We start from the raw sequence: 12,313 nt of genomic DNA on the forward strand, positions 1-12,313 counted from the left end.
TTACTGGCCGGGCGCCTTCTGCTGCGGAGCCGGTACGGATCCGCCGTGAAGTTCAGCAGACGGCGCTGCCGGAGCCGTTGAGGCGGCCGGCGGAGTAGCTGCCGGTGCGCCTGCCGCAGGCGCCGACGGCTTCAGGTTCTCCAGCGGCTCCTTAGTAGTCACGGAGGGAACCACATCAAGCTGGCCGGCGATCGCCGGGGGTGCGATCAGGGCCGAGGGATTGTCTCCCTTGACCGCAGGAGTGGCTTTGCCTGTAACCGTCATGGTGTTCACATCAATCTGGCCTTTGACAGTGGACTGGACCATTCCCAATTCTGCCGCCTTGGCAGCCAGGTTCTGGGGAGCTTCGAAGTTCTGCTTCTTCTGTGTCAGGTCCTGGTTCTCTTTGGTGAGGGTCGCCGCCTCGGCTTTAAGCTGCACCAAGCGGTACTGCGCGGTGGACACGGAGATATTGAGGACCAGTACCGTCAGCAGGGCCGCAGCCAACGCCAGGACGCACAAAACAACCACGGGCGTGCGGCGTTTGCCGGGTGCACTGCGCACCACGGAAAGCGGCGTGCGCGGCTTCCGGGCGGTGTCCGGCTTGCCCGCGGGAAGGACGCGCGCCGTGTTACCCACAACCGAGGGCATTGTCTTAGCTGCGGCGGTGCTCATACGACTCTCCTCGGTTTGATGCGCTCCACGGCCCGCAACCGGGCAGACGCCGCGCGTGGGTTCTCGGCAATTTCCGCTGGGGTAGGCACCTCAGTGCCTTTGGTAAGGGTTTTGAGTTCCGGCTTGTGCTCTTCCAGTTCAACGGGGAAACCCAAGGGAGCCGAAGACTTGGAACCTGCTTGGAAGACGGACTTCACGATCTTGTCTTCGAGGGAGTGGTAGGACATCACCACGACCCGGCCCCCCAACGCCGTTGCCGCAACTGCTGCCGGAACGGCCCGCTCCAGGACATCCAGTTCCTCGTTGACTTCAATGCGCAAGGCCTGGAAGGTTCGCTTGGCCGGGTGGCCACCGCTCTTTGCGGCGGCAGCTGGGACTACGGCCCGGATCTCTTCGACCAGCTCACCGGTGGTCGCAAACGGCTTCTGTTCGCGGGCTCGAACGATCCTGTTGGCGATCCTTCCGGCGAACTTCTCCTCGCCCCACTTACGGATAATGCGCACCAGGTCTTCTTCGCTGTACGTATTGACTACGTCTGCCGCTGTCTGGCCCCGGCTGGTGTCCATGCGCATGTCCAGCGGAGCATCATAGGAGTAGGCGAAGCCCCGCTCCCGCTCGTCAAGCTGCAGGGAGGAAACACCCAGGTCCATGAGGACGCCGTGGACTTCGGGAATGCCGAGATCCTCCAGGACGTCGGCTATCTCGTCATAGACGGCATGAACCAGGTCCGTACGTGCACTGAAGGGCTCAAGTCGCGCACCGGCAAGCGCCAAGGCCTCTTCGTCGCGATCGATTCCCACCAGATGCAGATCCCCGAAGCGCTGCAGCATGGCTTCGGAATGGCCGCCCATGCCAAGCGTGGCATCGATGACTACCGGCGTTTCCCCGCGTTTCCGTGCGGCTTCAAAACCGGGAGCCAAGAGATTGATGCAGCGGTCCTTCAAGACGGGCACGTGGCGTTCCGATGTCGGCTTCGCCGCGTCCTGCTCCTCCACGCTGCCTCCTCTTTCCTCACTAGCCCTGCTTGCTTCTTTCTTGGATCGGATCCCCATCCGCGCCTACCGTCCCGCCGGCCTGGCTCCGGGGAAGTTGAGCCAGGAAAGCAGATCGATGGGCGGCTGGAGATCCCATCCAAGAACAGGAGGACTCCCCCTACCGGCTAGAAGAAGCCCGGAAGATGGTCGTCATCCGTTTCTGAGAAGGCAGCTTCCTTCTCGGCGAGGTACTCATTCCAAGCCTCGGCGTCCCAGATCTCGGCCCGGGTACCGGCTCCAATAACAGCCAGCTCGCGGCCAAGCCCTGCGTATGCCCGGAGCGCCGGCGGAATCGTCACGCGCCCCTGCTTGTCAGGTACCTCGTCAGAGGCCCCGGACAGAAAGACCCGAATGTAATCACGAGCCTGCTTGGAGGACAGCGGTGCCTCCCGCATCGATTCGTGAATGCGTTCGAATTCCTTCTGACTGAAGACGTAAATGCATCGCTCCTGCCCCCTTGTGAGGACCAGGCCCGCCGCAAGCTCCTCACGGAACTTGGCGGGAAGTATGATCCGGCCCTTTTCATCGAGACGCGGCGAATGGGTGCCTAGAAACACCGGCCCACCGCCCCTCAACTAAGGTGCCCGCCCATACCCTGCTATGCCATTACCCTCTTATGCGCTCCACTTTACTCCACAAAGCACCACAGTCAACGCAGATGGACGCGTTTCTCCACCCCTTGGGTTTCCAGAGTGGCGCCGTGACGCGGAATTCCCGGCGGTGGGGCGAAGTGGAGGCTCAGTCCCGCCCCGGGCGCGTTGTCCGGGGCGGGAGCAGCGCAGAACCAAGCGCATGCCGCCCTGGCCGGGGCCGTAGTGGGGACAAGTGGAGTAAGAACGTCCCCGGGGATGGAAGTGGAGGGCGCCGCGGGCCACAGGACCGGGCTGCGGGCCTGGACCGCAGAGCGGGCCATTCAACAGAGCGGGCGTTTATACGGGGCGGTCCGTTAAACAGAGCGGTCCGTTAAACAGAAAAAGGGCCCGCAACGGGCCCGGCAATGATCGGCTTCGGGAATGCTGGGATTCAACAAAGCTGTGATTCCAGGATGTTGGGCGCTCCACTACTCCAGGGCGCCCTGTATCAATCGAGGACTCATAAGAAAAGAATCAAGGACCGGTAGGTCGCTGACTCACGAAGTCGCCCAGGGGCTGACTGAACAAGCTCACCTGAAAATGCTGGCTGGCCACGCAGACTGAACAAGTCGCCCGGAAGCAAGTCGGCTTGGAGGAGGCTGTCAGGCAGCATCCATCAGCGCGTCGGCAAAAGGCGAACGGTCAGGAGTCGTCCCGGCGGCGTTCGTCCCAGCGCTCTTCGAGGCTGCTCATGAAGGAACTCTTCGACTTGGCCTTGCCCGGCTTGCCCTTCCGCCCCTTGGCGAATGCCGTACCGCGGAGTGTGGCGAAGTACACGCCGGCCCCCATGACAATGAAACCCAGAACTCCCACAAAGATTTGCTGGAGTGACACTCCAACGAGCAACAAAAGGATGCCTGCAATGGCGCCCAGCACACCTATGATGACGTGCCTGGTGGACCAGCTGCGGATGGGATCCGAACCCATGGTGTTGGCAAACTTTGGATCGTCCTCATGAAGCTGCTTCTCAAGTTGTTCGAGCAACTTCTGTTCGTGCTCCGACAGGGGCATCGCGACCTCCTTAAGTCAGCCGGCGTCTGGAAAAACCGTGGCTTGTGCGTCTGTGATTCAGAACGAACAAGCCTGAAAATTCGTTCCCCGTTACCCCCGCCGCCCTGGCGGATCTCCCGGGACCCGAACTTTCCGATCAGCAGTCCAGACGATCTGGATATTTGTACTCCTTAGGATAGTTTGTCCAGCGCTGTTCTGAAAGACGGCCTGAGCACACCTGACGGGGGCATGGCGGGCAATGCCAGGGCCGGAGTCATTGGTCTTCCGCGTGCCTCGCCCGTTCCAGGAGAGCGGCCGGCAGGAGTGTCTTTGAACCAAAACGCTCAGCTACCCGGTCAAGGGCCTGCTCGGCAGCCCGCCAGTTGTCGTCCCTGCCATCCAGGCTCAATTGCATGGACGTCCGTGCGGTCGGTTCCAACTGTTCTGCCCTGACGCCCACCAAGCGCACGCTCTGGGCCCTCGGCCCCAGCGACTCAAGCAAACCAACGGCCACCTCATAGATCAACTGGGCACTGTCAACCGGCGTGTGCAGGGTCCGGCTTCTGGTAACGGTGGAGAAGTCCGCATACCGCAGCTTCAAGGCGATGGTACGGGCCAGCATGTCCGAGCTGCGGAGCCGGGTGGCGGTGCGATGGGAAAGCCTCAGCAACTCACGGTTGAGCAGTGCGGGATCAGTGGTGTCCGTGCTGAACGTCTCCTCCGCTCCGATGCTCTTTTCCAAGCGGGTGGGCGTCACGGGACGGGGATCGATTCCCAGGGAGAGCCTGTGCACGTGCTCGCCGGCGGCTCCGAGGACCTTCTTCAAGGACGCCACGGGAGTTGCTGCAACGTCGGCAACGGTCCTGATACCGAGGCGGGCAAGGACTTCGCCTGTTCGGCCACCCACGCCCCACAAGGCATTCACCGGAAGGCTGTGAAGGTAGGACAGGGTATCTTCCGCATCGATCTGCAGGATGCCGTCCGGCTTACACCGCGTGGAAGCTATTTTGGCCACGAACTTGGTGCCGGCGATGCCCACTGAGGCCGTGATGCCAAGCTCGGACTGAACCCGGGCCCGGATCATGTGCCCGATGTCCAAGGGGGATCCCAGGCGTCGGATGGCTCCCTTGACATCAAGGAACGCCTCATCCACGCTCAGTGGCTCCACGAGGTCCGTGATGGACGAGAAGATATTCATGATCTGCCCGGAGACCTGGTAGTAGAGCTTGTGCCTCGGTTCGATGATGATGGCGGCCGGACACATCCGCATGGCGATGGCCATGGGCATGGCGGACTTGACGCCGGTCGCCCTGGCTTCGTAGGACGCTGAGAGCACCACCGATCGCTCAGCCGGGAAGCCGACGATCACGGGTTTGCCCCGCAGGTCAGGCCTGCTGCGCAATTCGACGGATACGAAGAAGGCATCCATGTCCACGTGCAGAATGCTTGTCCGGCGCATCTGCTGCAGCAATTCTTCCGGGGTGCGGTGGGACTTCCGGCTATCTCCAGGGCCGGGTCCCGGTACATCGTGCCTCACAACGGCAATACTATGCCCGGCCACTGACTAAACTGGAGGCTCAGCCCGGCGTCAGCCCACGCCAAGCCCCGGTGTCACCCCAAGGAAGGACATCCCCGTGAAGCTCTCTGGAACTCCCCGAACGCGAGGGCTCGCCCTGCTCGCCGTTGGCGTTGCCATAACGGCCTCGGCCTGCACCCAGCCATCCGGCGGTTCTGCCGCCCCCTCCTCCGGCACGTCATCCAGTGCTCCCGTTTCGGCGTCACCTTCTGCGGGCAGTGCCTCTGCAACTGCAACGCCCTCCGGAAGCAGCACGGCCCCGGCGCCGGCGCCGAGCGCAACCGCTACGGTCGGAGCGCTGGTTGAGGGTTTCCCCCAGCAGTTGATCCCCGTCATGCCCAAGACCTCGGTCCGGTCCAGCAGCTTCGATAAAGCAGCCTCCCCCGCCACGGTGGCACTGGTGGGCACCGTGAAGGCTCCGCCGGAGGGAGTGGTGGAGTTCTACAAGGCATCCTTGGAGGCCCAGGGCTTCAAGGTGGTTCCTGGTCCTGAAGCGGTGGGCAACGTCACGTCGATCGACTTCATCAGGGGCGATGGTGAAACCGTGAACCTGTCCGTGCGGCAGAAAGAAGGCGTTTCCACCTTCACTATTGGCGCCAACGTGGCGGCTGGTTCCGTTAAGTGAGTCCCGTGGAACAACTAGCCGAAGAGCAGTCAGCATTCATCGCAGGCGTTTCGGGAGAACTGAGTTCCTTCTTGTCCGCCCAGCAGGACCTTATGGCCCCCATTTCACCGGACGTTGCCCCGCTGCTGGACTCGATCTCCAACCTTGTGTCCGGAGGCAAGCGGATGCGCGCCCTGATGTGTTATTGGGGCTGGCGGGGGGCCGGCGGCGCAGCCGGGGATGACGAAATCCTCACAGCCGGCTGTGCCCTTGAACTGTTCCAGGCCGCCGCGTTGATCCACGACGACATTATTGACCGCTCCGACACCCGGCGGGGCGGCCCCAGCGTCCACAAGCGCTTCAGTCAACTGCATTCGGACAACGGCTGGGCCCTGGACGCTGAACGCTTCGGTCATGCGGCAGCAATACTCACCGGCGATCTTTGCCTGTCCTTCAGTGAAGAGGCCTTCACGCGCGTGGGACTTCGGGCCGCCGCAGGCACCGAAGCCCGCCGCATCTTCAACCTGATGCGCGCCGAGGTCATGGCAGGCCAATACCTGGACATCCTCGAAGAAGTGGCCGGACCCGTCAGGGACCGGTCCGGCTCGGTAGAGCGCGCCAAGGCGATCATCAGGTACAAATCGGCAAAATACTCCACTGAGCATCCACTCGCGCTGGGCGGGGCCTTGGCGGGAGCCTCAAAAGAACTGCTCGCGGGCTACTCGGACTTCTCGCTGCCCTTGGGCGAGGCCTTCCAAATGCGTGACGACGTTCTGGGGGTCTTTGGGGATCCGGAGACCACCGGAAAGCCTGCCGGGGATGACCTCCGCGAGGGCAAGCGCACTGTATTGGTTGGTTTCGCCATCAACATGGCTTCGGCGGATGACGCCGCCTACGTAGACCAAATGCTTGGAAAACCCGACCTGGACCAGGCTGAAGTTGACCGGATCCGTCACATTGTTGTCGAATGCGGTGCACTGGAAGCCACGGAGTCCCTCATTGCGGACCTTAGCAACACAGCTTTCGCGGCGCTGGAACAACTCCCCTTGGCAGAGTTGCCCTTGACGGCGCTCCGCCGCCTGGCGGAAGCCGCGGTCAGCCGCGCTGCTTAAAGAAGCTTTCCCGGGTTTCGCTTTACTGAAGATGCCCGACGGCGGTGCTTGCCGCCGTCGTGCATCTTCCGTTGTGGCCTTGAACGGGCCAGCTACCACGCCAGGGACTGTGCACGCCGCCGGATTTCGGTCTTCCGGCCTTCCCGCAGCGCGTCGATGGGACGGCCACCCAGGGACTCGTCCGGGGTGAACAGCCAGATAATCAGTTCCTCGTCGCTGTAGCCGGCGTCGCCCAGGACGGCCACTGTGCCTTTAAGGCTGTCAACTACATGCCCGTCCTGGATGAACAAAGCAGGGATGGAACGAATTTTCCGTTCACCGCGTTTGAGGGCCACCAGCGCGCGCTCATCAAGCAGTCCGTGCACTTTGGTGATGCTGACATCAAGCAGTTCGGCAACATCAGGCAAAGGCAACCAGTCGGAAACAAGGCTTTCTACATTACTCACGGAACAAGGTTGCCACGCCAACCCGCCGCTCGCCTAGCCGACAGTAAAAGGCCCCGCAGGAAAAGCATGAGGCCGGATCGCGGGAGGGCATTTCACTTTTTGGTTTCCGAAATCCAGCGGATTTCTTGTGCCACGGGAATAAGTGTGAGAGATTCACACTGATCACATTCGTATCACGTACAACATTAGTAACATTGGCAACACTGGTAACAGCGGTCACACTGACCGTCTCCGCTGCCTAGACGAGGACACCATCCATGACCACGCCCCGCCCGACGAAACGAACCATGAGCATGCCGGTAATCGCGGCTACCACGGCTGCGCTTCCTGCCGTGGTCTTGTCCTCGCTCGCCGTGGCCCAGCCGGCCACCGCAGCGCCGGCTCCGCTACAGCGCAAGATCCCCGCTACCCTCGCTGCGGCCATGCAGGCCCAAGCGGCACAAAAGGCCGCTGTCATTCCGGCGCAGTCCGTCGCCTCCACGCTGCCTTCGGCGCTGCGACCGATGGCCCCTTCGACGCCGGACACGCCGGACACCTACAAGATCGTCAGGGGCGACACCATCAGTGCCATCGCGCACCGGTTCAACCTTGATACGAACGATCTCCTGCGGCTGAACAACCTCACCGCCACCACGATCATTTACCCCGGGCAGACCATCAAGCTCACCGGCAGCGCCCCCAAGCCGGCGCAACCGGCACCTGCCCCTGCCGCCCCGGCACCGGCAACAAACGCCGCCGCGACCTACACCGTAGTTCCCGGTGACACCCTCAGCGCCATCGCGGCCAAGCACGGCGTCCCCTTGTCCAGCATCTTCAGCTGGAACAACCTGAGCGGAAGCTCCATCATCTACCCCGGCCAAAAGATCAAGGTCAGCGGGGGCGGTACCGCCCCGGCGCCGTCGGCCCCGGCACCCGCCACGCCGGCTGCGCCGTCACCGGCCCTCGCCAACACCGGCAGCTACACGATCAAGGCAGGCGACACCCTGAGTGCCATTGCCTCACGCCTGGGAGTCTCCCTGTCCGCGCTCATGAGCGCGAACAACGTCACGGCCACCACCGTGATCTACCCCGGGCAGAAGCTGACGGTTCCGGGCAGCGGTGCCTTGCAGCCGGCCGGGGACACCAAGCCCCTGGTCCCAAGCACCTTCCTTGGCTTCACCTACCCGCCGGCCGTGGTCAGCTCCGCGAACGAAAACAAGGCGCTGTTGAATGCATCGCCGGTGCCTAGCAGGGCCGAGATGAAGACCATCGTTGCCGATACCGCCCGCCGCATGGGCGTCAGCCCGTCCCTGGCGCTGGCATTCGCTGAGCAGGAGTCCGGCTTCGACCAGCGCGCCGTCTCCCCTGCCAATGCCATCGGCACCATGCAGGTGATTCCGTCGTCCGGACAGTGGGCTTCCGACCTGGTGGGCCGGAAGCTCAACCTCCTGGATCCGTACGACAATGCCACGGCCGGTGTGGCCATCATCCGTGCACTCATCGCCACCAGCAAGGACCTGGACACTGCGATCGCAGGCTACTACCAGGGCCAGTACTCCGTCAGCAAGTACGGCATGTACGACGACACCAAACGCTACGTCGAGTCGATCAAAGCGCGTCAACGCACGTTTGGCTAGACCTGGCCATGCTTCATGGGCGGGGCCCGGATTCCGCAGGAATTCGGGCCTTTTCCTTGCCTCGATTAGGATCATAGGGTGCAAGAAGCTACGCAGGACCACCTGATCGGCACAACTGTGGACGGGCGCTACCAGGTACGCTCACGCCTGGCCAGCGGCGGAATGTCCACGGTCTATTTGGCGACGGACCAGCGGTTGGAACGCGACGTCGCCCTCAAGGTCCTCCACCCCCACCTGGCGAACGACCAGGTGTTCCTGGAACGGTTGAGCCGCGAGGCAAAGTCGGCCGCGCGCCTCTCGCACCCGCACGTCGTGGGTGTCCTGGACCAAGGGGAGGACGGCCACATTGCCTATCTGGTGATGGAGTACGTCCAAGGCCACACCCTCAGGGACGTCCTCAACCAACAGGGCGCCCTGCCCCCGCGCCTGGCGCTGGCACTGTTGGATCCTGTCGTCGAAGGGCTTGCTGCGGCGCACAACTCCGGCCTCATCCACAGGGACGTGAAGCCGGAGAACGTGCTGATCGCCGACGACGGACGCATCAAAGTGGGCGACTTTGGGCTGTCCCGGGCTGTCACGGCCACCACCAGTACAGGGGCATTGATCGGCACGGTCGCCTACCTTGCGCCGGAGCTGGTGCTGGGCCAGGCCGCCGATGCCCGCAGTGACATCTACTCCGCGGGCATCATGCTCTACGAAATGCTCACCGGACAACAGCCTTACGCCGGGGACTCCCCCATCCAGGTGGCCTACCAGCACGTCAACTCGTCCGTGGGCAAACCCTCGCAGCTTGCTCCGGGCCTGGCCCAGGACCTCGACGAACTGGTGCAATGGTGCACCGCGGTGGATGGTGAGAACAGGCCGGTGGACGGTACTGCCCTGCTCACGGAGCTGCGGCACATTCGAACCACGCTGAGCGACGAACAGCTCGACCACCGCCAGCCCTCCTCCACGCCCGGCGCGATGCCCGCCGTACCGGGCCGCGGGGACGCCATGGATCAGCGCACGGAGTCTATCCGCACCACCGCCGCCCCGACCGAGTTCATTGCACAACAGAGCAATCCCACCACTGTGTTGGCTGCTTCCGCCCCGCCCCGGCCCGGGCCGGGCGGGATAGTCTCCGGGGTGGATACGAGTACCCCGCAGCCCGGTAAGCGCGAGCTAAAACGGATGCAACGGCAAGAGGTCAAGGACCGCGCCCGGGCCGCAGCTACTCCGGTCCGTCCGCTGCGCGAGGGCAACCCGCGCAGGCGGGGAGTCATCTGGACGGTTGTGGTGGTGATCCTTGCCGTTCTGGCCGCGTCTGCCGGATGGTTCTTCGGAATGGGCCCGGGTTCACCAGGCACCGTGCCCGAAGTGAAGAGCAAGACCGTAGCGGAGGCACAGCAGCTCCTGCGGACTGCAGGGTTCCAGTCGGAACCACGGGACGTCTTCGACGACGACATCCCGCCGGGCATGGCGGTCGGAACCGAACCGCCGCCCGGGTCCCAGGTCCGGAAATTCCAGCCCATCACGCTCTTTGTCTCCAAGGGGGCCCAGCTCTTCGCGTTGCCGGGCCTGACGGGAGGGACGCTGGACGAGGCCAAAGCTGCCCTCAACGCTGCGGAAATGGCACTGGGCAACGTCACCGAAGCCTACGACGACAAAGTACCGGCCGGCGTCGTGCTTTCCCAGGACCCTGCGAAGGGCACCGAGGTGCGGCACGGCACCCCGGTGGCGCTGGTCGTCTCCAAAGGACCCCAGCCCATCCCGGTACCCGATGTCCGTGGCCAGCCGCAGGACGCGGCTGTCAAGGCTATTCAGGATGCCGGCCTGAAGGCTGTCATCGCGCCTGAGACGGTCAACGACAAAACGGTGCCGAAGGGCGCAATCGTCTCGCAGGCACCGGCCAATGGAAACCTCTTCAAGGGTGACACCGTGACGCTGACGGTTTCCAAGGGTCCAAAGATGGTGAAGGTGCCTAACTTCATCGGGAAGCAAGCCGACGACGCCGAGCGGGAATTGAAGAAGCTGGGCTTCAAGGTTGACGTCAACAAGATTCTCGGAGGCTTCTTCGGGACGGTGCGCGACCAGAACCCCGTCAACAACGAAGTCCCCGAAGGGTCAACGGTCACCCTGACGGTGGTCTAGCCGAGGACGAACGAAAGGCGCGGCCCGACGATTCGGACCGCGCCTTTCGCTGTTTGCTGCCGGCGGACCTACCGCTTGGCGAGGGCCCCTGCCACCAGGAATGCCATCTCCAGCGACTGCATGTGGTTCAAACGCGGATCGCAAACGGATTCGTAACGGTCCAGGAAAGCGTCCTGGTCGATCGGATCGGCGCCGCCCAGGCACTCGGCAACGTCGTCACCGGTCATCTCGACGTGCAGGCCGCCGGGGACCGTGCCGAGGGAGTGGTGCACTTCGAAGAAGCCGCGGACTTCATCAATGACGTCGTCAAAGTTACGGGTCTTGTAGCCGTTGGGCGAGGTGACGGTATTGCCGTGCATCGGATCCGTCACCCAGAGCACCTGGGCGCCGGAGGCAGTCACGCGTTCGACGACGGCGGGCAGCTTCTCGCGGATGTTCTTGGCGCCCATGCGGGTGATGAATGTCAGGCGGCCGGGTTCGCGGTTCGGGTCCAGCTTGTCGATCAACCGCAGGGCGTCGTCGCCGGACGTGCCGGGGCCAAGCTTGACGCCGATGGGGTTGCGGACCCGGGACAGGAAGTCCACGTGGGCGTGATCGAGTTCGCGGGTCCGCTCGCCGATCCAAAGGAAATGCGCCGACGTGTCGTAGGGCAGGCCGGTGCGCGAGTCGATGCGGGTGAGGGCACGCTCGTAGTCGAGCAGCAGGGCCTCGTGGCTGGCGAAGAACTCCACCCGCTTGAGGGCTTCGAAGTCAGCCCCGCAGGAATCCATGAATTTGATGGCACGGTCGATGTCGCGGGCCAGGGACTCGTAGCGTGCGTGTGCAGGGTTCTCGGTGAAGCCCTTGTTCCACTGGTGCACCAGGCGAAGGTCAGCAAAGCCGCCTTGCGTGAACGCACGGATGAGGTTGAGCGTGGAAGCAGACGTGCGGTAGGCCTGCAACATCCTTCCGGCGTCGTGCGCGCGTGACTCAGGGGTGAAGTCGTAGCCGTTGACGATGTCTCCCCGGTAAGCCGGGAGGGTCACGCCGTTTCGGGTCTCGTCATTCGAGGACCTGGGCTTGGCGAACTGGCCGGCCATGCGGCCCATCTTGATGACGGGCATGGCGGCACCGTAGGTGAGGACAACGGCCATCTGCAGGATGGTCTTGACCCGGGCGCTGATTTTGTCAGCCGTGGCTGCCTCGAAAGTCTCCGCGCAGTCACCGCCCTGCAAGAGGAAGGCCTTGCCCTGCGCTGCCGCAGCCAGACGGTCCCGCAGGACGTCCACCTCGCCGGCAAAAACCAGCGGCGGCACGATCGAGAGTTCCTTGACCGTGGCCTTGAAGACTTCCTGGTCTGCCCATGAAGGCTGCTGGGAAATGGGCAGGTCCCGCCAGGCGTCAAGCCCGGGGTAGTCCGCCGCGCCGCTCTGGGCGGTGCTCGCAAGCGGATCTGCTGCTGATGGTGCGGGGTTCGCGGATAGCTCAGTCACCCTACAAGAGTAGTAGCCTTCGCCGGGGTTGGGGCACTGCTGCCGTA

Annotated in this window: 11 protein-coding genes; 4 read left to right on the forward strand and 7 right to left on the reverse strand. The window is 63.5% G+C overall.

All coding sequences use genetic code 11. From position 1 onward, the window contains the following. The 5 genes from HMI59_RS13365 to dinB form a co-directional block, all read right to left on the reverse strand. Entirely contained in the window at positions 1-654 is a 654-nt protein-coding gene (locus HMI59_RS13365; protein WP_021473372.1) for a hypothetical protein, read from the reverse strand. Next, positions 651-1,649, reverse strand: coding sequence for a 16S rRNA (cytosine(1402)-N(4))-methyltransferase RsmH (rsmH, locus tag HMI59_RS13370; protein WP_193591586.1), 999 nt, complete (start codon positions 1,647-1,649; stop codon positions 651-653). The genes HMI59_RS13365 and rsmH overlap by 4 nt, the downstream gene beginning before the upstream one ends. Before the next feature lie 164 nt (positions 1,650-1,813). Further along, positions 1,814-2,245, reverse strand: a complete 432-nt coding sequence (mraZ, locus tag HMI59_RS13375) for a division/cell wall cluster transcriptional repressor MraZ (RefSeq protein WP_021473374.1) — start codon at positions 2,243-2,245, stop codon at positions 1,814-1,816. Positions 2,246-2,962: 717 nt separating this feature from the next. After that, complete coding sequence (locus HMI59_RS13380) at positions 2,963-3,331, reverse strand: DUF3040 domain-containing protein (protein WP_021473375.1); 369 nt, start codon at positions 3,329-3,331, stop codon at positions 2,963-2,965. Positions 3,332-3,584: 253 nt separating this feature from the next. Beyond that, the gene (dinB, locus tag HMI59_RS13385) at positions 3,585-4,769 is read right to left on the reverse strand and encodes a DNA polymerase IV (protein ID WP_193593764.1); all 1,185 of its coding nucleotides are present in this window, start codon (positions 4,767-4,769) and stop codon (positions 3,585-3,587) included. 175 nt (positions 4,770-4,944) lie between these two features. Between dinB and HMI59_RS13390 the strand changes: the two genes are divergently transcribed. Together HMI59_RS13390 and HMI59_RS13395 are read left to right on the forward strand one after the other, a co-directional pair. After that, positions 4,945-5,511 carry a hypothetical protein gene (locus tag HMI59_RS13390; protein WP_031216814.1) on the forward strand — a complete coding sequence of 189 codons (567 nt, stop codon included), beginning with the start codon at positions 4,945-4,947 and terminating at the stop codon, positions 5,509-5,511. Beyond that, the gene (locus tag HMI59_RS13395; protein ID WP_021473379.1) at positions 5,508-6,602 is read left to right on the forward strand and encodes a polyprenyl synthetase family protein; all 1,095 of its coding nucleotides are present in this window, start codon (positions 5,508-5,510) and stop codon (positions 6,600-6,602) included. Before HMI59_RS13390 ends, HMI59_RS13395 begins: the two co-directional genes overlap by 4 nt. Positions 6,603-6,694: 92 nt before the next feature. Here the strand turns inward: HMI59_RS13395 and HMI59_RS13400 are convergent, their stop codons facing one another. Continuing rightward, the gene (locus HMI59_RS13400; protein WP_193591587.1) at positions 6,695-7,048 is read right to left on the reverse strand and encodes an Rv2175c family DNA-binding protein; all 354 of its coding nucleotides are present in this window, start codon (positions 7,046-7,048) and stop codon (positions 6,695-6,697) included. A gap of 257 nt (positions 7,049-7,305) precedes the next feature. Here HMI59_RS13400 and HMI59_RS13405 point away from each other — a divergent pair, with 257 nt between their 5' ends. Beyond that, positions 7,306-8,664 carry a lytic transglycosylase domain-containing protein gene (locus HMI59_RS13405; RefSeq protein WP_193591588.1) on the forward strand — a complete coding sequence of 453 codons (1,359 nt, stop codon included), beginning with the start codon at positions 7,306-7,308 and terminating at the stop codon, positions 8,662-8,664. Positions 8,665-8,742: 78 nt separating this feature from the next. Continuing rightward, positions 8,743-10,794 (forward strand): Stk1 family PASTA domain-containing Ser/Thr kinase, encoded by a 2,052-nt coding sequence (pknB, locus tag HMI59_RS13410; RefSeq protein WP_193591589.1) that lies wholly within the window; start codon positions 8,743-8,745, stop codon positions 10,792-10,794. A gap of 68 nt (positions 10,795-10,862) precedes the next feature. Here the strand turns inward: pknB and HMI59_RS13415 are convergent, their stop codons facing one another. Next, positions 10,863-12,266 carry a class II 3-deoxy-7-phosphoheptulonate synthase gene (locus tag HMI59_RS13415; RefSeq protein WP_021473383.1) on the reverse strand — a complete coding sequence of 468 codons (1,404 nt, stop codon included), beginning with the start codon at positions 12,264-12,266 and terminating at the stop codon, positions 10,863-10,865. Positions 12,267-12,313 lie beyond the last annotated feature (47 nt).

It is taken from the genome of Paenarthrobacter sp. YJN-5 (assembly GCF_015040095.1).
Taxonomy (GTDB): domain Bacteria; phylum Actinomycetota; class Actinomycetes; order Actinomycetales; family Micrococcaceae; genus Arthrobacter; species Arthrobacter ureafaciens.

Coding starts and splice junctions, on each gene's coding strand:
- HMI59_RS13365 (WP_021473372.1), bottom strand. CDS start 654: ATGAGCACCGCCGCAGCTAAGACAATGCCCTCGGTTGTGGGTAACACG.
- HMI59_RS13380 (WP_021473375.1), bottom strand. CDS start 3,331: ATGCCCCTGTCGGAGCACGAACAGAAGTTGCTCGAACAACTTGAGAAG.
- dinB (WP_193593764.1), bottom strand. CDS start 4,769: ATGCGCCGGACAAGCATTCTGCACGTGGACATGGATGCCTTCTTCGTA.
- HMI59_RS13405 (WP_193591588.1), top strand. CDS start 7,306: ATGACCACGCCCCGCCCGACGAAACGAACCATGAGCATGCCGGTAATC.